This is a genomic window from Photorhabdus thracensis (assembly GCF_001010285.1).
In the GTDB taxonomy this organism is placed as follows: Bacteria; Pseudomonadota; Gammaproteobacteria; order Enterobacterales; family Enterobacteriaceae; genus Photorhabdus; species Photorhabdus temperata.
The window spans coordinates 4,178,026-4,199,299 of sequence record NZ_CP011104.1 but is presented as its reverse complement, the minus strand read 5'-3'; the positions used below and the strand labels follow the sequence as shown (position 1 = coordinate 4,199,299).

Here is a 21,274-nt window from a genome sequence, read left to right as displayed (position 1 = left end):
TATAATATACCCGTAATCATTGAAACTGCTTGATTTTCGCCCAAATGAGGTTCATGGTATCTGTCATGAAAATATTCATTACCGATGAACAAAAAGCCGAACTTGAACATCTCCATCACACCTGCCGTGATAAGAGAGAGTGTGATCGCATCAAAGCGGTCCTCCTGGCCTCTGAGGGCTGGAGTTCTGTCATGATCGCTCAGGCCCTGCGTCTTCATGAAACGACCGTTCATCGTCATATCAGCGATTACCTTAATCACCGTAAAATCAAGCCCGAAAATGGCGGCTCTCAGAGCCATCTCAGCGAAACACAGACTCAGGAACTTATCGCCTATCTGACCGCAAATCTTCTGCCCACCACACAGGCGGTTATCCGCCTTGTCAAAGAAGCGTGGGATATCCGTTACACCGTTCCCGGCATGAATAAATGGCTGCACCACCAGGGATTCAGTTATAAAAAGCCGACCGGCGTGCCACACAAGTTCAACGCGGAACAGCAGCGGGCCTTTATAGAAACCTACGGGAAACTCAAGCAGGAAGCCGGAGACCATGAGCCCATCCTGTTCATTGATGGCGTCCATCCCACGCAGGGGACGAAACTGGCTTATGGCTGGATGCGAAAAGGCCAGAAAACCGCGGTGAAAACCACGGGAAGCCGTACCCGTCTGAACCTGATGGGGGCCCTTAATCTGGCTGATATTAGTAAAACGGTAGTACGCGAGTATGACCGTATCGACAGTTATCACATCGCAGAGTTTTTCATTGCTCTGCGTGAAACCTATCCGGTCAGTCAGAAGGTTCATATTATCCTTGACGGAGCTGGTTACCACCGAAGCAGGCTGGTGAAAGACTGGGCTTATGTGATGAATATTGAGCTTCATTACCTGCCACCGTACAGCCCGAATCTGAACCCGATAGAAAGGCTGTGGAAGGTGATGAATGAACAAGTCAGGAATAACCATTATTTCGCCTCGACGACCTTGTTCAAGCAGGCAATACATCGCTTTTTTACGGAAATATTACCGGAACTGGCCGGGAACCTGTCGTGCCGTATTAATGACAACTTCCAGGTTATGAATACTGCATCTTCAAGTTAAGCGGGTATATATAATATATTATGTCACTTACACCAAGTATTTTTCAATTAACTAAAGCGACTGCAATCACGCAAAATATTTACCAACTCAACACGATAAACATTCTATCCTGCCAGTGACGACTGATTAAAAAGAATTGAGCGAATCAATCATAAAGAGTTCACTTTCAAGCAAGGTAATGAGCCAGATATCTCTAATAGCGTAATCTGGCTCACTCCCCACTACTTCATAGTGAACTCAACTGACCATGCGTAGGTAAGAAAATTAGTAGAGGTGATAGTTGCATTACAAACAGCCCCCCCACTCGGCGTTGCTCCCTTATTCCACTTCGGAATTTTAACGCCATTAACGTATGTGTTTATAAAAGTAGTTGAAAACACACAAGTCTTATTCCCGATTTCATATCGCACTATTGCATAGTTTCCATCAGGTGTAATCGGGCTTTGAACCTGATAGCTATCGGATTCCCCTTGCCTGACTCTAACTCTGGGCTTAGGTGTTGCATTTACGTTTGTACTGACTTCATTATTAGTTATGATGGTATAAACAGCATCAGCACTTCCCGATGCACCAAGATGTTTAAATGTAACTGTTACGGGTGGACCTGCATAAACGACACCTGCGGCAGTGAGGGAAGCAGTTGCAAACAGGGCCAACAACGACTTGCGTACTAACATGTTAGATACTCCTTATGTTGTTTAGAATGGCTTACTGCGTTTTAATACAACTTTCTCTTCTATAACGTTATTTTTCGTACAATATACACTCAATCTCATAAAGAAAATTTCTACTTTATGTACCTACAATATAAACCACTTTCACCAGAATTTAGTCAAAAGAGTAAAAGATTCTTCACCATAGTGAGATCTCGCCCTAAGTTCTGCTGCATACCCGTGAAAAATTAACAGCGATGGAGCAGCGTTTAAATGAATTGGAGAAGAAGCTTGAAGATAAGAATACGCCATCTGATAACAACTCAATAAAAAGAGAGTAATGGGAAAGCTAATCGCCAATTAACTCCGACATCATTTTATCTCATTGCCATTCAATTAAAGGTGATCGTTAAGACGGTCACCGAATTCAAATAGAAACACTCAAAGCATACATCGTCAGCCCAAATACACCTGTAATATCTTAACGCTTTTGAGGTTTTAGATCTCCCCCGTATTAAGCAAAAATTTACGGCGATTTTTATTCATTCCATACGATGGGTAGTGATTAATTAGCTATTTTATGTGATATACATCACATTTTTGTTATGTTTATATGATAAATATCGTGATCTTGTGGTCATAAAATTCAGAGGACGAAATTCTCTGTTACTTATTTCCACTCTACTCAGCGGGAAGCTGTTTATTGTTCTCTCAAATGCCACGTATTAAGTGACAGGTGTTTTCCGCTTTCATTTTTTACTACGGAACAGGCTGGAACTGTCTTTGTATTCAGAGCCATCAGGTTGAAACACCGGCTCGGTAATATGAGGAAGCGTTGTGCTGCGCTATTTAAAAAGCAGAACGTGATTATTCGTTTAATGGCCTCTTCGTCATTATCCCATTTCTTATGGAGGAATAAGTATGCCAATGTCCAATGACGGTAAGATGTGTCTAGCCGTTACCTCAATTAACTGCACGATGGAAATAGGGATCTTTCCCGCCGATGAAGATCCCTGCTACCTGGCGGAAAAAGCCGAATACGCCCTGCGGCTGCCTGCAATGATTTTCACCAGGCAGGGCGCCATTCGCTTTCTTAATCAAGTTGTCATGAGCGGGTTAATCAAAGTTGAAGAGTATAAACATGATTTCCTGTGGCCCTATAAAGCGGAAGTGGTGTTTGCTATCAGAGGGAAAAAGGATGTTCCTCTGCCTATGCTAGCAACCAGTCAAGTCTCTAAGCAGCGTTATGGTGATAATTTACCGCAATCCAGTAATCCGTTTGCCCGGCCTTCTGCCGACGATGTGGAGAAATTTGGGGTTAAGCGCATTCGCCGCCCCGATATTATTCTGGTTAAAGATGAGGCTCTCCGCTGGCCGGGCAGAAATGCTACCTACTTTGATGGTTCCGTGCACCCCGATAATCTGAAAATGTTGATTGAGGTGAAATTTCCGGGAGACAACCTAACTGAAGGACAACAAACTGATTACATTCAGATTGCAACAGAAAAACGCTTCGGCGTGATGCGCGTCGATGATAACCGCACAGAAGAACAAAAACAGTACGATGAGGCATGGCGGAAACTTTATCAGCCCAGTTCACAACACTATAAAAATCCCATACCACTGGCCCCGCTGCCACCCGGTTCCCCTCCTGGTGATGAAGCTTTACCCGTCCCACCCGAAGAGGGTGTGCCGGGGACCATTCCGCAACCTCTGACAAAAAATATACCCCTTGTCAGTACCTCTCCCTGGTCTTTTTTGCCCAATTATGAAGATTGGATTATTCTCGGGCAGGAAGTGGCCGACCTGACAGAACAGGGATTAGATTACATCCGCGACAGTACCCGTGAGCTCCTTACCCAGTTTGGTACCTAGTTCAGTGAAGCTGGGAAGTGGGTGTGCGAAGAGATTATTGATCCGGTCACTCATCAAATCAGTTACGCGTTTTCCTGGGTTAATGAACAAACGGGGAAAATCGTGACCTGGACTGAGAATGAGATAAAAACCCGGTGGCAAACCGTGCAACAGGGCTCAGATATCACCCTGGAAGAGCTCAAAAACATTAGCTGGATGCAAATATTGAAAAAGGTGGGTGAAGAGATGCTGGAAATGGTTGTGATTATTGCCGAAGTTGCCGTTGTTATCCTTGTCACCCTTGCCGTCGCTGCTGCGCTGATTGCACTAGTGGAAATTTTAGCTGCCGCTGCCACAGTCAGCGCCGCAGCGTTAGCTGCCGTCCTGGCTATATTGGCGAGTGTCACATTCGCCGCCGCCTCATAATTCACGGAGAACATAATGGAAACTTTAGATTACTTCGCCCAGTTGAGATCACAATTACCCTCTTTTCTTTTTATCAATGGCGATGAACTGACCGTTTCTCGCCTGGGTCTCTCGATAACCCTGTTTTTTAAACAGGGCTACACCCAAGAGAAAAAACAGCGCATTCTGGCCTGCTATCGCCGCTTTCGGGAAGAATTCGGCACTCACCTGCGTTTTCATCGTCATGAACTGAAAGGGTTAAAAAAATATTCGCCGGAAAATATTGCTAAAGTGGAAGAAGGCATTCTTAATCAGAAAAAAAATCAACCTTGTGGTTGGGTCGTCAGTAGTGCTAAGAATGAAGATGAAGCGCCTAATTATCTGATGCGCTACCTAGATTCCGATGAAGATGATGGTGACGATAGTAGTTCTTACCTGAGTCTGGTGTTGCCCTGGGATTATCTGAAAGGACAGGACGGCATGGATCGATTTATGGCATGGCTGGATTTTCTGTGTGACCAGCTCGAACCGGACAGTGGGGACTGTGGTTACTGTCTGGTCTTACCCAAAGACTACTATGACTACTTTCCCTTAGAGTACCAACTGGCCCAGCGTTACCCCTCCTTACAGATAAACTCTGCCGTTCACACGGCCAAATTACAGTATGAGCATTCCATCCGTGGTATTAACTGGATTACCCTGCTGTCCAAACGCTTTGTAGGACGACTGGGTGGGGAACACTGGATACGCACAATGCTGGCCCGCTACACGGATGTAGTGATTAGTCCTTACCGGGAGGGCTTGATGATCCGCGCAGGCAAATACCCAGATCTGACACCGCTGCCGGGCAGCGTCCCGAAGAGTTATTTTGCCATTAACCAACTGATACGCCCGATACGGGTTATTCCCCGTGAAGGCCATTCCCTGCACTTCTATGGTACCGGTCATTTTGATGATATTTCCACACTAGCTTGGTATGCCCGCTATGACCGTGGACCTCTGCACGTAACCCCCCTGAGAGGCGGCTATCCAGCTCTTGTCAGCGGATTCTGGCGAACCGACAGCATTCCTGACAAGCAGTATTTCTTTGCGCAGGGCGCGATGGCTTTTGATGTTCAGGGCGCGGAGTCGGGCACAACGCTCTGGCACCTGATACGGGAAGGGAAAAATATGTGGGAATAACGGATTATCCACTACCTCATCATGAACGGAGAGAATATGGAAACTTCGGATTATTTTTCCCGGCTAAAATCACGATTGGTCGGTTTTACTTTTACCAATGGTGATGGGATGACCGTTTCCCGTCTCGGTATCTCAATTACCCTGTTTTTTAAACAGGGTAATACTCAGGAGGAAAAGCAACGCATATTTACTTTATCTTCATAAATCATCAAATAAATAACCTATCGATCATGTTTTCTATTAAATCGAATCGGTCATTGCTGCGCAGGAATTTCAACATAACCGGCTGCTAACCCACTCACCTCTACGCCCTGAGGAACAGCGTGCCCCGGCGTCACCCTAATCCGTTGTTCCGGATCGTGTAATTCACGGCGATAGGTGACGAAAACTCGTCCATCAGAGCCAGTACGTAACGCCTCTGCGGGCACTGTCAATCCACGTTCATTGCGATAGGTGACAATAGCCAGTTTTGCGCTCATACTCAAGCGGACACGCTGCCGCTGCTCGGGTGTGAGAGGATCAATCGCCACTAATACATCATAGGTGACACCCGCGCCCTGCGTTTCTGTTGAATGTCCCTGTATACCAATTGTCTTAATCTGCCCTTGTAAGGATAGCTCGGCAAAACCATCACCTGTAATCTCAACCGGCATTCCTTCATACAATTGGTGAAGATCAGCCTCTTCAATACGCGCTACAGCCTGGATTTGCTCCAAATTGATTATCCCGAAGAGAGGGGTTCCCTGGGTGACTCGTGTCCCTTTTTGGATAGATAACGTTTTGTCCGATCCCGGTACCTGAGGACGAACAACAATACCGTCAAAGGGAGAAATCAACTCACGTTGAGCTTGCTGAGCCTGAAACGCCTGATAACGCGATTGAGCGTTAGCCAATTCCATATCAGCAATCTGGCGATTTTCACCCGTACCCTTGTCGAGTATAGTGCGCAGTTCTTCCTTCGCCGCGGCAAGATCGAGCCGCTGGACTCTGGCCTGTTGCTCCAGTGTGTCAACCTCCATACGAGGAACAATGCCACGTTCGAACAAGGCTCGAGTATCAATCAGCTTACGTTCGGTATCACTCAGGCTTAACTGAGCATTGGTCAAGGTCCTGCGAACCCTCGCGACGTCCTGACTGTTCTCCCATTCCACCAAATCTTGTACGGTTCGCTGAGCTTTCAATAGTTCCGTGAGCGCCTGACGCAACTGGATATCCAATTGTGCAGTATCAAGGCTCAACAGGGGTTGGCCTCGCTTAACGCGCTGGCCTTCTGTCACCACGACGTCAGCGATAACACCATCGAATGGCGCCGCAATCGTTAAACTAGCAGCGGCCTGAATGCGACCAACTAACCCAAGACGGTTTTCCAGCAATTGAGGTTCAACACGCACCCACTGTTTCTGTGATGATGTAGCAGGTGAAGACGGCAGATAGACATAAGCAATGGCAGCCCCAGCGACTAATGCAACAACCAGTGCCACCAGCCAACGAGTCTTATACCTGAAACAGGCAAATGCCCCGATCTTAGTCATTAAGTGTAATATCCCAGCTCCCCAGGGTGGTGCCCAATGTTTCATCCAACTCCGCTTGCGCATTCAGGTAGGCGATTAACGCATTGAGACGAACATTTTCGGCATTACGCAGATCGGTTTCAAAGCTCAATACTTGAAAGTTGCTGGAACGGCCAACTGTCAGTTTTTCGCGTTCAATCTCCAGCTTGCGCCGGGATAGATCCCTGGCACGTTGTGCGATCTCATATTGGCGCCAACGTGTACTAATATCACGCACCGCATTACCGACATCACGTTCCAGTAACTGTTTCGCCTCAGTAAGACGGATATCCTGATTCTGAACATCAACCCGCGCCCGCACTTCCGCCTGGCGCTGACTCAAATCGCCAATGGGTATCTCCACCTGGACACCTGCGTAATTTTCCCAATTTCGCGAACTGTTTGGACCTGTTCGATCGCGTACCTGGCTGGCCCCTCCGACCAAAGAGACATCCCATAAGCGGTCATTACGGGCAACTGTCAGGTTAATACCCGCCTGCTCTGCGGTAATCAATTGGGTGAGATAGGATGGTTGCTGCTCTTGTGCCAAATGTTGCGCCTGGAGCAGATTAATGTCTATGCGTTTGGCTTCCAATTTGTCAGTCGCTTTTACCTGAGTTTGCAAATCCAGGGCGAGCAAACGCAACAACTCTAAACGACTAGTATCCAGTTGATTAGCGGCTTCCTCATTAGCCAGTTCCTGCATGGCAACATCGGCCTCAGTCTGAACAATCTCGAAGGCTGCCATTCTGCCTGCGGAGATCATGACTTTGTTAACTTCCAGCAGTTGACGCGAACGTTCAAGGGCATCACGCGCGATTTGTAATTGCTCTTGAGCACGCAGCAATTCACGATAAGCCATAATAATCTGCTTGATAGTCTGGGATACCGTTGCTTTTAGATTCAGGCGATTTATTTGCTCCATCAGTTGCGCAATACGTACAGGCGCCGTCGCCACATCTTTGCCGGCACCGCGCAGCAACGGCTGGATCACTGAGAATGAAACGCCATCATTACGGCTACGGCCAGCATTTTCCGCCCATGTCGCCCGGCTCGCCCACGACAGGCTAAACCGGGTACCATATTCCCCAAGCATTGTAGACGTGGGCGTAATCTCGCTCTGACGGTAACGATCATCTTGATTACGGGCAGCAATATAACGGCTATTGATCAGCAACTTCGGCGTAAAACGATCTTCTGCAACCCGCAAATCGAATTTCTGGGCAATACGATCCAGATAAGCACTGCGAATCGAGCGATTGTTGCGTAACCCCAAATAGATCGCATCACTGAGTGTCAGATCGATAATCTGCTGATTAAGCGAAATTATGCCCGATGTGGGCATGGTTGCCTGTGACGGGGTCAGCGGCTCCGCCAAAGCTTGTTTGACAGGCACAACTATCATCAGCGCAATGATGATGCCAACAACACGCTGAAAAGTTTGGCTAATCATCACGAAGTGCCTCTACAGGCTGTAACCTGGCAGCAGCCAATGCCGGGTTGATGCCGAAAAACAAGCCAATCACTAATGAACTGGCAATCCCCAGCGGCAAAGAGAATGGAGATAACGTGAATACCCAGCCTGAAAATTTTACAAACAGGTACCCAGCGGTCACCCCCAACAGCGATCCAGCTATTGCGCCGATAATTGACAAAGTGGCAGCTTCCAGCATAAAAAGCACACCGATATCAACAGGCCGGGCTCCCAGAGCCATACGAACACCAATTTCACGCCTGCGTTCTGAAACATTCATTAACATGACATTCATGACACCCACTCCTCCCACCAGCAACGAAATGCCCCCCAATCCGGCAAGCAAATAGGAGAATGTCTTTGCTTGTCGCGTCAATCCATCAAGCAATTGCTGCGGAATTTGAACTTCAACATTACGACCGTTTGATAATGAGACAAGATAGTCACGCAATGATACAGCATCACTGTTTAACGTTGTTACGTCTCGCGCTCTGGCAATGACACTGCCTATCTCCGGAGCGGGCCTCAACCGTCGCATTCCTTCAATGGGCAATATCACGGAACCATCAACAGAAACCGGGAGTAAAGGATTTGTTCCCTGAGCAGCGAGAATGCCTATCACTTCAAACATATATCCCTCAATTTGCAGTTGACTGCCTACCCGAATAGGTTGGTTTGGTACTTTTGTCTGTTTCGCAATATCTGCGCCGATCACGGCATAAGTTGTCTGGCGATCATAATCCGAGAGAAAACGCCCCTGCTCGATCTGTAAATCAAGCACCGCGGCCAGATCAGAGGATGTACCTGTAATATTCGTATCAATCCCTTGCCCCAGGAAACGTATCCGGGTTGAGTATAACGTGATGGGTGCAGCATGCATGATCGTGGGCAGTGTTCGGGTAAGCATCTGAGTATCCAGTGTGGATGGAGCAGGTTTGACATCAGTGCCCGGCATAAAATCAAAATGGGCGACCAGCATATTGCTACCCATGCTTTTGAAAGTGCTGATAGCTTCATTGGCAGCGTTGTAGCCAATATTCAAAAGTGCAATGACCGAAGCACATCCGACCGCAATACCAAGCAACGCAAACAGAGAACGCCGCCCCAGTAAACGCAAGCTATCCAGCGATTCACGCAGGGCTTGCGGGAAGGCAAATCCGTGGCGACCAGAATTCACGTTAAGCATCGGATATATCCGGCCACAGATCGGTTTCGGAAAGCTGCCCATCATTGACATACAGACAACGCTGCATATTTCTGGCTATTGTTTCATCGTGTGTCACCATGACCAGTGTCACGCCCTGCTCACAGTTCAGTGACAGAAGAAGCGCCATGATATCGCGTGCTGTAGCACTGTCGAGATTGCCTGTCGGCTCATCAGCCAGAATGAGAGAGGGCTTGCCGACCAAGGCTCTGGCGATGGCAACACGTTGGCGTTGTCCCCCGGAGAGATCTGCCGGCCGATGGTGAATACGATCAGCCAGACCAACCAATTCAAGCTGATATTTCGCCTCCTGCCGGGCCAGCGAGCGTGAATATCCACGATATAACAATGGCAGCGCCACATTATCCAATGCCTGCATTCTGGGAAGTAAGTTGAAACTCTGAAATACGAAACCAATTTCCTGATTTCTTATTCTCGCCCGCTCATTAGGAGTAACATTTGTTATATTAACGCTCCTAAACTGAAAACAGCCAGAAGTAGGTTGATCCAATAAACCAAGAATATTAAGCAGAGTACTTTTACCCGAGCCGGAAGCGCCGACAATAGCACAACTTTGCCCACGCGTTATGGTAAGCGATATTTTATCCAGCACCGGATGGTATTTTTCCCCCATACGATAGGATCGACAAATATTTTCCATGTAAATCAAAACTTCTCCACACTGGGAAGTTGTGATAGTCATGTCTGATTTATTCATCGTTTTTGACATCCATTAAATGTATCACAGGCTCCATTCGATCGTTTATCAGGCTTTATATCATGGGAAGATTCTCTTGTAAAAGGCTGCAACTTAAGTGAGATGCAAAAACACCAAATAGCAAAATTAATTAGAATAACTTAACAAAAAATCAAGTTATCCATTGCATTTTAGGGTTGCCCCATCCAAATTAATCCTGCCTGTTTTGACATTTTGTACAGGTTTTTTATGAGAATTCAGGAGATAAAGGGCGCGAGATCAAAATGTATATCTAAGCTCTCGCAATAGAAAATTATCAGGTATTGGGGTCATAGCTATGAAATTTAAAAAAATCTTGGGAATCGGTAGTGCATTATTGTTAACCCTGTTTTCACAAGCAGCATTATCGGCGAGCTACCAATCTTCGGTTGTTCTGCCAACCGTGTATTCCAGAAATTACACAGAAACAGCTTATCTTCCTGTCGTCGGATCTCCACCAGCCTCAGGCAGTATCAGCAATGTATCCTGGACTTGGAATGTTGTCGGGTGGCCTCAAGGGCTGTCGGTTTATCTTTGCCAGGGAGATACCAACAGTTGCCTTGATATATCACGCACCCGGAGAATGTCTACAACCGCATTCAATACTAGAAGCCCGGCACAGCCGTTCTTTTATGCTTTGAGAGTTGCAAATGGCGGAACAGTACCCGTGGCAGGCCAAATGGGAGAAATTACTGTCACTTGGTAATAATTTTTCGATTGTCCTCCAAAGATTGCCGTCAGCACCTTAGGCGGCAATTCTGACTAATAACTTAGCGCTTAAACATACCCAAGGACATGAGCAGGATACCGCACACCTGCTAGATTCAGCGCGTAACACCATTAATTAGTCAGGTTCAGGCTCTTACCCGCCCCAAAAAATCAAAAAATGCGGGTAAGAGAACACAAAAGGGAATAAAGGTGAGGGTTATTGCAGGGAAAGCAGTTCGTCACGGCTCAGACCGGTACTTTTCATAACCAGTTCGATACTGGCGCCGTTTTTTAACAGGCTACGCACCATTTCTAACCGCGCCTCACGTTGACCTTCTTCCCTACCTTGTTGAATACCTTGCTGAATGCCTTGTTGAATGCCTTTTTCCTGTAATCGTTGAGCAATACTCATAATCACCTCCTGATGACTATCTGCCTGTTCAATCAGTTGCTGGATCACCTGTTCAAAATGCGGTGAATCCATTGTGATAAACAGATAATTAAGGATAGTAACCACATCGTGGTCACTATTATAGTTGTGCTTAAGGGCCTGTGCCAATAGCGTGGTCACGATTTTAAACCCCTCCCGCAAATTTTTATGCTTCATCGCCAATTCCATTACGGCGATTTTGCGATGATTCACCAGTTCGTTATCATCAATCACGGTCACATCGACTAACGGAAACGGGTTAAAATACATCTCTTCTGCTAATTTTGGCAACGAAAAGCACTGCGTCCAAGTCTGCTGGAAAGGATAAGGGCTGCTATCACCGTGGTAAAACAAAACGGGCACAACCAGAGGCAGTTCCTTATTTCCCTGTTGCAGATGTTGATTCATCGCCATAAACGTATAATACATCATTCGCCACGCCATCATTTTATCTGGAGTGGACTGGTGTTCAACAAGGACATAGATATAACCATCCCCCTGTTGCGTTTTTACCGAATAGAGGACATCTGACATTCTCGAACGTAACTGTCGGTCGATGAATGAAGAGTTGGTTAGCATCAATGTGCTAAAGTCACACAATTGCTTGATTTTTTCTGGTAGATGAATGTCAAAAAAATCTTTGGCGTTTTCAACCTGAGTCATGAACCCTTTGAAAGTCGCATCATGGGGTGTGGATGTGGTCTTTTTATTCATCATACTCGCCCATCAAAAAGGGTCACCATATCAGAGGTTACGCCTCTGGCTCCACTAAAAATTTATGATATGTCATGTTCATTCATTTTTTCGCTTTATTTCTGATTATTTTTTTAACCGCATAATTTATCATCCTATAAATCATCGTATTCATTGACTTATTCACACCATTTAATCAGCGTTAACTGCTCTCTCTTAATCAGATCTCCAAATCAACAGACTTAGCCAGCAAATAAATAATTTAACCAAATACGATCTGGATTACTTTCAGTATTATTATGTTACATTTATTATGCAACATCGCGATACATTAAATACGCCCATTTAAACTTGTTTTACACTATTTTAGTCCGTCTAATAGTATTGCTTTTCTACGATTTTATTTAAATCATATCTCTTTTTACACCTTCAATCTTATTTAACGCTAAAATCAATTCATATCGTCATTTTCCCAAGCTATTTTTGCGCTCTGTTAAATAACGTTTCATAATTCTGCCACACATGGACTTCTTCAACCCATTGTTATACATAGAATTATGAGTAGTATAAGATGTAGCGCCATTTTGGAATCTTATTTAACGCTTAAATACCTATTTAATTATTATAATCTATCTGACAGATTAATCCGTCAGACTTTTCACTATTGTTAATGTAATAAGTCATTATTAAATGAGTTTACCGATTTATTTAAACATCATTTAAATAAATCGGGGTAGTGACCAGGTAGCTGGTCACTACCCCTAAAACCATTATCGAATGTAAAATAAATCTCTTTTTAAAAAGTTAAAAGCCTTTTATTTAAAATTTTGTTTCGGATAATCAAATCACACTTGAAAACTGATGTTAGCAAACAGGCTGGCGTAAATAAACATCAAAGCATATACAGACATTACGGTTCAGTAACCGACCTCACAGCATTTCTTTAATCGTTTTTAATACTACTAAACGTTATTGTTCTTTTTCACTATGCGGTTAACCCTATTAAATATTTTAACACAATTTCATATTTTTATTATTTGGTTAACTTTGTTACCTTGTTAATCAATTTAAAACCTGTTTTTCCTGATATTTTAATGTCAATATAACATCGAATTTTTACCCACTTCAAAAAACCCTTAATCACTGTTTTACCTTTGCTGATTAAAGTTTTTACCTGTTTTTCCGTTAAATCCTGCGGGCTTGCCAAAAAGCTTTTCTCCAGTAAACATTATTCATAGATGAGCGGGTTACACCTTTATGGGTTGATGCATGAATAAATTCATTGTTGGCATCATAAATACCAACATGTAACCCATGTTCACCACTGCCTGTTTTGAAAAAAACTAAATCACCCGGCATTAAATCATCCTTATCAATGCGGGTTCCTAACCCTATTTGCCCACGGGTAGTACGAGGTAATTGAATATCAAACCGATCACTGAATGTACGGTAAACAAAACCAGAGCAATCGATTCCCTTACGATCCATCCCACCATAATGATAGGGTGTGCCGTACCATTGATTAAGCTGCTCTTTAAGTTGAGCAATCACCATGATGGGATCAGAAAGCGCCGTTTTTAACGCAGGAGCCTGAGTTCTGGGAGTATGGCTGGAACAACCAATGAGTAATAGGCTGAATAACAACAACAGCGCTTTTATTCTTATTGTCATCAACCTCACCCCACAGAACCCGCAAAATACGCTAACTTTATCCAGACCCCAATCAAAAAACAAGGCTGTCTTGCAAGCAGAAGAGCTAAGTATTTATTTTGTTATCCGTTCTGGACGGCTAATCAACCAGATACCAAATAAAATGAAAATTACACCTGCTGTTTTCAACAAGGTGACTGTTTCATTAAACCAGGGCAATAAAGCCGCCATGAAATAAACAAATACATAACTCAGGCTTATTAACGGATAAGCTTTATTTAATGGTAAATATTTCAGTGCAAATAACCAACATAGCATAGATAACAGATACCCAGCCAGACCAGCCATTATCGTCACGAGAGAATGGCGATTATCCCATAGCCACTCAATATCAAACAAACCAAGGTTCAATGCCGGCAAATTTACAACGCCCCATTTCAGTAATAGCTGTGCTATTGTCACCAATAATACGCTGGCTAATCCCCAAATATAACCTTTCATTCATTCAGGCTCATCAACAAAATTCCCAACATAATACAAGCAACCCCGCTCCAATGCTTTCTGTCTACTTTTTCCTGATAAAGAAATTTCCCTGCTAAAGTAACCATAATAAAATTGATGCTCAACATGGGATAAGCTATTCCCAACGGCAATATCTGTAACAAACGCAGCCAAAATAACATCCCGACAGCTAACAGAATCACTGCCCCTGCCAACCATTTCAGCGCTAATGCTTTCTTGTTATCAGCATCACTCTGCCAGCATATCACAGCCTGTTTCTGACATAGCTGACCAGCACATGTCATCAGGCTGACCAGCAACAGCAAAGCAAAACTTATCATGGACGTTTCTCATAGACCATAATAACGAAGCGGTAATTACGGCTGACTTGGTCTGCTTTTGGTAAATCAGGTAATTCTTCATTTTTATACAAATGAAAAAGTACTGATACCCGGCCTTCTTTACGGGCTTTTTCCAGCCATTGCGGAAAATCTTTATCGTTAATATGCCGGTATCGGCTATCCGGATAATTCAAACCATATTCCAGTTCACCAAAACGCTCAAGCATATAAATATCACTGCGTTTCATCTCCCATGCAGCACTGGTCGCAAGGCCAACACTTTCCGATACAATATATCGACTGTCTGCAAGCTCCTGACGATGCAGGTTAATAAAACGCTGAGGCAATTTGGAGTTAATGATATTTTCAGGCAAAGCACTACCAATCGTCAGACTGACAACAATAGAGCAAAATGCCGCCCACAACCAGTATTTCCCATTCAGCATGAAACACAGATAGCCAATAATTGCCCAGATCCCAAAGGCAACAATAGCTAAAACCCATTTAAGCCATTCTGATGGCTGGTATAAAGCATGTTTTGTCACTGCTTCCATAGCAAACAAAGCTATTACCGCCAATAGACCAATGAATACGTTAACCATTCCATTGATCTTCAATAACTTCATCTTGCCATTTTTTACACAATCTACGCCAAATTTAGCCATCATCATTGCCAATGGCGCCATACAGGGCAAAATGTAAGTCGGCAGTTTTCCTTTTGCAATACTGAAAAACAGTAATGGCACCGCAAACCAGCAAAGCAGGAAAAACATTTCAGGATGAGATTTTCTCTCTTTCCAGCTTTTAATCACAGCCCCAGGCAATAATCCAAGCCACGGGATCACACCAAGAATCAGAATTGGGATGTAATACCAGAATGGTGCTATATGTTGGGCATCATCGGCTGAGAAACGCTTAATATGTTCAATCCAGAAGAAATAGTGCCAATAATCAGGCTCACGCAGGGCAACCGCAATAACCCACGGCAAACTGATTGCTATCGCGGAAATAATGGCAAGCGGACCAAAGCATATTATTTGCCGGACCCGTTTCTGATAAATGACAACCGGCAACATAGCAATCACCGGAACGGCCAGGGCCAGAAACCCTTTCGTCATAAAGCCCATACCACAACACAAACCAAGCACCAGATATGCTATAACCCGTTGCCGGGTACAATCTGCTTTTAATGCCCAGAAACTGCACACCATGGCCGCAGTCACCCACAAAGAGAACATAGGATCAAGCACGCTATAAGTGCCAATCGCCAAGACCAGAAACGTTGAGATATAAATCAGACTGGTAGCAAAAGCAATATGCCGGTCCTGCCACATCATCATAGCAAGCCGATATAACAAAATTGCACTAATGAAAATACAGAAAACTGATCCAAAACGGACAGCAAAGTTATTATCACCAAAAATCCATTGGCTGATATTATTAATCCAATAACCCGCTACCGGCTTTTCAAAATAACGAATATCCAGTAAATACGGAACAACCCAATCTCCCCGTTGCAGCATTTCACGACTAATTTCTGCATAACGGGTTTCATCTGGTTGCCATAACAGACGACCATTAAGGGGTAATAAATAGGTAAGGGCAAAAAAAAGAGCCATCAAAAAGGCCCCTACTTTACACGCCCGGTTATTTAACATAGATAAGTTAAACCTCTTGTTGGCATCCTAACCACCCTTCTCTGCCAGGAAATTCAGAACGAACGATTCTTCCCACAGGAATTCGCTGTGTATTTTCAGGCAGCAGATGACTCAATGCACAAAATTGTATGTTTTCCCAGTGGGCCATTTCCAGCAGAGCTTCAAATTCTGTGGATTTGGACATCCCTTCCACTTCCGTATGGATGGTATATACCGGGACTCCCTGGTTGTTTTTTATTTCATCAAGGATAAACCGGTTAAAATCTTCATCTTTAACCTGAATTCCTATCACTTCATCATAAGTTGGCAACGTCACCGGAATTTGCACAGTGCCAATAGTACCATCCGGTAAAATGGGTCGGAATGGATGGGTCCCCCGGCAATCACTGTTGTAATCAAAACCAAACCGCTGTTTTACTGCAAGTACGCGTTCATCCGCCCGCCAGCCAGCAACAGCGGAACACGTTACCCGTTGACCCGTTGCCTGTACCAAGGCCTCTACGCCCAGTTTAACCTGCTCGGTTAACTGAGCTTCAGACCAGCGGCCAACTTTCGCCTGCCAACCCTGATGATCCCATGCATGCAAGCCAACTTCATGGCCTGCATCCAGCGTTTGCTTCATCAGATAGCCTAAATCCCTGGCTATCTTCTTACCCGGCCATGCAGTGCCCGCCAGTAAGATATCAAGACCATACAAAGATGCCGCATTTGATCTCAACATTTTCCATAAGAATTTCGGCCGTAAAAGACGCCATAAATGGCGTCCCATATTATCCGGCCCGACACTGAAGAAAAAACTGGCCTGAATCTGATGCTTCGCCAAGATTTTAAGCAACTGCGGTACCCCTTCAAGGGTTCCCCGATAGGTGTCCACATCAATTCTCAAGCCAACTTGTTTCATGCATTTTTCCCTAATTCTTCCACTTCACCACGCAGGAAGAAATCCAATGTTTCATTGATCGTCTGTTTCATCTCAATAGTTGGTTTCCAACCCAGCAGCCGTTCCGCATTTTTAATGCTGGGCTTACGGTGTTCAACATCCTGATAGCCTTTACCGTAGTAACTTCCGCTTTCAATCTTTTTGAATCCGGCAAACGGCGGAAAATGCCCTCTCAACTCATGATTCTCAAAGCTATCAAGTAACATTTCTGCTAACTGGCGAATACTGGCTTCGTTAGTTGGATTACCAATATTGATAATTTGACCGTCACACAACCCATCACGGTTTTCAATAATCCGGAATAACGCTTCAATACCATCATTAATATCAGTAAAGCAGCGTTTCTGTTCACCACCATCTACCAGTTTGATCGGCGAGCCTTCAACTAAGTTCAATATCAGTTGTGTAATTGCTCTGGAACTGCCAATACGCGCAGAGTTCAGGTTATCCAAACGTGGCCCCATCCAATTAAATGGACGAAACAGCGTGAATTTAAGTCCTTCTTTCTCACCATATGCCCAGATAACACGATCCAATAATTGTTTGGATACAGAATAGATCCAGCGCTGTTTGTTAATCGGACCAACAATCAGACGAGAATCATCTTCATCAAACTCTTTATCATCACACATTCCGTAAACTTCTGATGTGGACGGGAAAATAATCCGTTTATTGTATTTAACACAATAACGAACAATCTTTAGATTCTCTTCGAAATCCAGTTCAAATACGCGCAGTGGATTGCGGGTATATTCAATTGGGGTTGCAATAGCCACCAGCGGCAGAACCACATCACATTTCTTGATGTGATACTCGATCCACTCAGTATGGATGCTGACATCACCTTCAATGAAGTGAAAACGCGGATTACCGATAAAACGTTCAATAGCAGCAGAACCGATATCCATACCGTAGATATCATAGTTGCCATCACGCAACAGGCGCTCTGTCAGATGATTACCGATAAAACCGTTCACACCCAGAATTAAGACACGCTTACGGTGGCTAATTTGAGAGGTTGCCTTTGGGCCGACACGTATATCAGTCACAATGCTCATATCCGCCGCCAGACGCGTCCCCTGAACATACAGACCGGATTCATTCTGCCCACTCATAATTTCCAGTGCACCTTGACCACAGGCAATAATCAGCGGAGCTACAGATAATATAGTACCTGGCTGTTTGTTATGCGTTTTATTCAGCACGGAAGCCCGCCAGATAGTCATCTTGCGATCACCCAGGAAAGTAAATGCTCCAGGATAAGGTTCTGTCACAGCCTTTATCAGGTTGTTGATTTCAGTGGCTGATTTGTTCCAATCAATTTCGCCATCAGCGGCAGTACGGCGACCAAAGTAAGTTGCCTGCTTCTCATCCTGCGGTGTTGCAGTGTAAGTTCCCGCTTTGATCTGCGGTAATACTTGATCAAGCAGTTTTTCCGCCGCTTCACGCATTTTACCGTGCAAAATCAGCGAGGTATCTGTTTCTGCAATAGCAACTTTATGTTGAGCAACAATATCCCCTGCATCAGGTTTCAATACCATTTTATGCAGGGTAACACCCGTTTCTGTTTCACCATGCAAAATCGCCCAGTTAATAGGGGCACGGCCACGGTATTTTGGCAACAGAGAACCATGCAGATTAAATGCGCCTGCACTCGCCAGCGATAAGATATCTTCGCTCAACATGTCCCGGTAATAAAAAGAGAAGATCACGTCAGGCTTCATTTCCCGGATACGCTCAATCCAAAGTGGATGGTTAACGTTCTCTGGTGCAAAAACCGGAAGCGCCAAATCTGCACTCAAACGGGCAACAGAAGAGAAAAAATGGTTTTCAGTAGGATTATCTGTATGGGTAAATACCGCCTGAATATCAAAGCCAGCTTTAGTTAAGGCATTGATCCCGACACAGCCGATATCATGATAGGCAAAGATAATTGCTTTCATTTAGTATTCTTCCTGGTTTTCTGAGTTGTCGTTGGTCTTTTTATTTCCGACCACTTTTTGAATAAAATAACGTGGACGCGCACGAACATCGTTATAAATACGGCCTATGTATTCACCTAATAAGCCCATTGCGACGAACTGTGCGCCAATAAACATGAAAAGGATGGCAAACAGGGTAAACACCCCTTCTGCTGCCCAAATAGAACCGAAAATCAGACGTAAAGTCATCAGCAGTACCGCCAGTAAAAAACCTGAAACTGCAATGACACTCCCGACTACGCTCAACAAACGCAGTGGTGCCGTTGTCAGGCAGGTAAGCAGGTCATACATCAGGTTAATCAGCTTCATGAAGTTGTATTTGGAATCACCAAATTCACGCTCTGCATGGGCAACATCAATCTCTATCGTTTTACGGGCGAAGGTGTTTGCCAGAATAGGAATGAAGGTGCTGCGCTCATGGCACTGCAACATAGCCTCAATAATGTGACGGCGATAAGCACGAAGCATACAGCCATAATCCCCCATAGAACGACCTGTTGCCTTAGTAATCATCGCGTTGATGATTTTTGAAGCGGTTTTACGAAACAGGGAATCCTGCCGGTTAGCCCGGCGGGTACCCACAACGTCATAACCCTGTTCTGCGGTTTTAACCAGACGGGGGATCTCTTCTGGCGGATTCTGTAAATCTGCATCAAGCGTAATAACCAGATCGCCATTGACCTGATTAAAACCCGCCATGATTGCTGAATGCTGGCCGTAATTACGATTAAGCAGAATTGCAATAATATTATTTTCAGGTTGTTCCGCTGCCTGAATCAAAATTTCCGCAGATTTATCACTACTGCCATCATCAATGAGAATAAGCTCATATTCCTGAGTCAATTGTTTACACGCTGCCAAGGTTCTTTCCAGTAGAAGAGGTAAACTCTCTTCTTCGTTATAAACTGGAATAACAACAGAAACTTTCTTAATTTGTTCAAAGGACACTTATCTGCACTCCGAAATAATTTCTTGTAAAGCATCAATTACACAATCCACATCGTCATCACTCATATCAGGGAAAAGTGGTAATGAACAAAGCGTTGCTGAATTCCATTCTGATTCAGGCAGCGACAATTGCGGGTAACGTTCCCGATAATATTTTTGCGTATGTGCGGCTCTGAAATGCAAACCTGTGCCGATATTTTTTTCTTTTAGACGCTCCATTAATGTGTCGCGGTCAATACCACAGATTTCCTTATTAATCCGCACCATAAACAGATGATGTGCATGTAAATGTTCATAATCGGGTACACTTAGCATCTGCAATGGCAAATTTTTTAATGCCGCTGAATAACGGGCTACAATTTGCCGACGGCGAGCATTCATTGATTCCAATTTACTTAATTGCACAACAGCAATCGCAGCATGAATATCAGATAAATTATATTTGTAACCCGGTTCTACAACTTCCGCCTGCGGTCTCCTGCCCTGAATTTGACGATCAAAAGCATCAACACCCAATCCATGAAACTTTAGACACCGGATTCGTTCAGCAAGTTCATTATTATCAGTAACAATTAAGCCACCTTCCGCACAGGTGACATTTTTTATGGCATGAAAAGAGAAAATAGCCGTACCATGCTCACCAACCCACTCATTTTTATAACGAGTCCCTATTGCATGAGCCGCATCTTCAATCAACGGAATACCGGCATCCTGAGCAATGACACGCAGTGCATCCAAATCACAGGGAGCCCCAGCATAATGAACAGGAATAATCGCTTTGGTTCTGGAAGTAATTGCTTCTTTTACGGTTTCTGCTTCGACCATTAAGGTATTGCGATCGACATCAATCATGATCGGCTCAGCACCAAGCAGACAGATCATATTTATTGTGGAAACCCAAGTTTGAGACGGCGTAATAACTTCGTCACCGGGGCCAATACCCAACGCCATTAATGTCAGATGCATACCTGCCGTTGCAGAAGCTAAGGCAACCGCATGTTTACAACCAAACATACGGCAGAAGTCCTGTTCCAATTGATGATTTTGCGGGCCCGTTGTAATCCAGCCCGAACGAAGAACTTTCTCTACCGCCTGAATTTCTTCATCACCTATGGCAGGACGGGAAAATGGCAGAAAACGATCCATAAAAAACAGTCCAATTCATTCATAGTATAATGACATATTAGATGACTGTATTTTAACGAATCATCAACGCAGGTATGATTTAGTAAATTAAGTGAAAATTACAATAGGTTTACCCTGACTGA

General features: G+C 44.4%; 20 protein-coding genes. 6 read left to right on the top strand and 14 right to left on the bottom strand.

Annotated features, from left to right (window positions below):
- The first annotated feature begins 65 nt into the window (after positions 1 to 65).
- On the top strand, positions 66 to 1,097 hold the full coding sequence (locus VY86_RS18285) for an IS630 family transposase (RefSeq protein ID WP_046976622.1): 1,032 nt from the start codon (positions 66 to 68) through the stop codon (positions 1,095 to 1,097).
- 221 nt (positions 1,098 to 1,318) lie between these two features.
- Here VY86_RS18285 and VY86_RS18280 read toward each other — a convergent pair whose 3' ends face one another.
- The gene (locus VY86_RS18280) at positions 1,319 to 1,774 is read right to left on the bottom strand and encodes a hypothetical protein (RefSeq protein ID WP_021322959.1); all 456 of its coding nucleotides are present in this window, start codon (positions 1,772 to 1,774) and stop codon (positions 1,319 to 1,321) included.
- Between the two features lie 897 nt (positions 1,775 to 2,671).
- On the opposite strand from VY86_RS18280, the gene VY86_RS18275 reads away from it, so the two are divergent.
- From VY86_RS18275 to VY86_RS24965, 4 genes are read left to right on the top strand one after another with little or no spacing between them, the layout of a single operon-like run.
- A complete protein-coding gene (locus VY86_RS18275) occupies positions 2,672 to 3,625 on the top strand; it encodes a VRR-NUC domain-containing protein (protein WP_238591498.1) in 954 nt (317 codons plus the stop codon).
- A gap of 21 nt (positions 3,626 to 3,646) precedes the next feature.
- Positions 3,647 to 4,030 carry a hypothetical protein gene (locus tag VY86_RS26055; protein ID WP_238591496.1) on the top strand — a complete coding sequence of 128 codons (384 nt, stop codon included), beginning with the start codon at positions 3,647 to 3,649 and terminating at the stop codon, positions 4,028 to 4,030.
- A 15-nt stretch (positions 4,031 to 4,045) separates the two neighbouring features.
- Positions 4,046 to 5,191: a DUF3396 domain-containing protein gene (locus tag VY86_RS18270; RefSeq protein ID WP_046976012.1), complete on the top strand. Its 1,146-nt coding sequence runs from the start codon at positions 4,046 to 4,048 to the stop codon at positions 5,189 to 5,191.
- 36 nt (positions 5,192 to 5,227) lie between these two features.
- A complete protein-coding gene (locus VY86_RS24965; RefSeq protein ID WP_158019986.1) occupies positions 5,228 to 5,395 on the top strand; it encodes a hypothetical protein in 168 nt (55 codons plus the stop codon).
- Between the two features lie 50 nt (positions 5,396 to 5,445).
- On the opposite strand, the gene VY86_RS18265 is transcribed toward VY86_RS24965, so the two are convergent.
- Genes VY86_RS18265 through VY86_RS18250 form a run of 4 tightly spaced genes read right to left on the bottom strand, consistent with a single transcriptional unit; the run spans position 5,446 to position 10,137 of the window.
- On the bottom strand, positions 5,446 to 6,723 hold the full coding sequence (locus VY86_RS18265; RefSeq protein WP_046976011.1) for an efflux RND transporter periplasmic adaptor subunit: 1,278 nt from the start codon (positions 6,721 to 6,723) through the stop codon (positions 5,446 to 5,448).
- Entirely contained in the window at positions 6,716 to 8,194 is a 1,479-nt protein-coding gene (locus VY86_RS18260) for a TolC family protein (RefSeq protein WP_046976010.1), read from the bottom strand. Before VY86_RS18260 ends, VY86_RS18265 begins: the two co-directional genes overlap by 8 nt.
- The gene (locus VY86_RS18255) at positions 8,187 to 9,401 is read right to left on the bottom strand and encodes an ABC transporter permease (protein WP_046976009.1); all 1,215 of its coding nucleotides are present in this window, start codon (positions 9,399 to 9,401) and stop codon (positions 8,187 to 8,189) included. Before VY86_RS18255 ends, VY86_RS18260 begins: the two co-directional genes overlap by 8 nt.
- On the bottom strand, positions 9,394 to 10,137 hold the full coding sequence (locus VY86_RS18250) for an ABC transporter ATP-binding protein (protein WP_167630897.1): 744 nt from the start codon (positions 10,135 to 10,137) through the stop codon (positions 9,394 to 9,396). Before VY86_RS18250 ends, VY86_RS18255 begins: the two co-directional genes overlap by 8 nt.
- A 316-nt stretch (positions 10,138 to 10,453) precedes the next feature.
- Between VY86_RS18250 and VY86_RS18245 the strand changes: the two genes are divergently transcribed.
- The gene (locus VY86_RS18245) at positions 10,454 to 10,861 is read left to right on the top strand and encodes a flagellar protein FlhE (RefSeq protein ID WP_046976008.1); all 408 of its coding nucleotides are present in this window, start codon (positions 10,454 to 10,456) and stop codon (positions 10,859 to 10,861) included.
- A gap of 219 nt (positions 10,862 to 11,080) precedes the next feature.
- Here VY86_RS18245 and VY86_RS18240 read toward each other — a convergent pair whose 3' ends face one another.
- The 9 genes from VY86_RS18240 to arnB form a co-directional block, all read right to left on the bottom strand.
- Complete coding sequence (locus tag VY86_RS18240; protein ID WP_046976966.1) at positions 11,081 to 12,007, bottom strand: Rpn family recombination-promoting nuclease/putative transposase; 927 nt, start codon at positions 12,005 to 12,007, stop codon at positions 11,081 to 11,083.
- Positions 12,008 to 13,171: 1,164 nt separating this feature from the next.
- A complete protein-coding gene (locus tag VY86_RS18235; RefSeq protein WP_046976007.1) occupies positions 13,172 to 13,657 on the bottom strand; it encodes a C40 family peptidase in 486 nt (161 codons plus the stop codon).
- 93 nt (positions 13,658 to 13,750) lie between these two features.
- A complete protein-coding gene (gene arnF, locus VY86_RS18230) occupies positions 13,751 to 14,137 on the bottom strand; it encodes a 4-amino-4-deoxy-L-arabinose-phosphoundecaprenol flippase subunit ArnF (RefSeq protein WP_046976006.1) in 387 nt (128 codons plus the stop codon).
- Entirely contained in the window at positions 14,134 to 14,478 is a 345-nt protein-coding gene (arnE, locus tag VY86_RS18225; protein WP_046976005.1) for a 4-amino-4-deoxy-L-arabinose-phosphoundecaprenol flippase subunit ArnE, read from the bottom strand. Before arnE ends, arnF begins: the two co-directional genes overlap by 4 nt.
- Positions 14,475 to 16,136, bottom strand: coding sequence for a lipid IV(A) 4-amino-4-deoxy-L-arabinosyltransferase (gene arnT / locus VY86_RS18220; protein ID WP_046976004.1), 1,662 nt, complete (start codon positions 16,134 to 16,136; stop codon positions 14,475 to 14,477). Before arnT ends, arnE begins: the two co-directional genes overlap by 4 nt.
- A gap of 7 nt (positions 16,137 to 16,143) precedes the next feature.
- A complete protein-coding gene (gene arnD / locus VY86_RS18215; RefSeq protein ID WP_046976003.1) occupies positions 16,144 to 17,037 on the bottom strand; it encodes a 4-deoxy-4-formamido-L-arabinose-phosphoundecaprenol deformylase in 894 nt (297 codons plus the stop codon).
- Positions 17,034 to 19,019 carry a bifunctional UDP-4-amino-4-deoxy-L-arabinose formyltransferase/UDP-glucuronic acid oxidase ArnA gene (arnA, locus tag VY86_RS18210; RefSeq protein WP_046976002.1) on the bottom strand — a complete coding sequence of 662 codons (1,986 nt, stop codon included), beginning with the start codon at positions 19,017 to 19,019 and terminating at the stop codon, positions 17,034 to 17,036. Before arnA ends, arnD begins: the two co-directional genes overlap by 4 nt.
- Positions 19,020 to 20,006: an undecaprenyl-phosphate 4-deoxy-4-formamido-L-arabinose transferase gene (gene arnC / locus VY86_RS18205; protein ID WP_046976001.1), complete on the bottom strand. Its 987-nt coding sequence runs from the start codon at positions 20,004 to 20,006 to the stop codon at positions 19,020 to 19,022.
- Positions 20,007 to 21,152, bottom strand: coding sequence for a UDP-4-amino-4-deoxy-L-arabinose aminotransferase (arnB, locus tag VY86_RS18200; protein WP_046976000.1), 1,146 nt, complete (start codon positions 21,150 to 21,152; stop codon positions 20,007 to 20,009).
- Between the last annotated feature and the right edge of the window lie 122 nt (positions 21,153 to 21,274).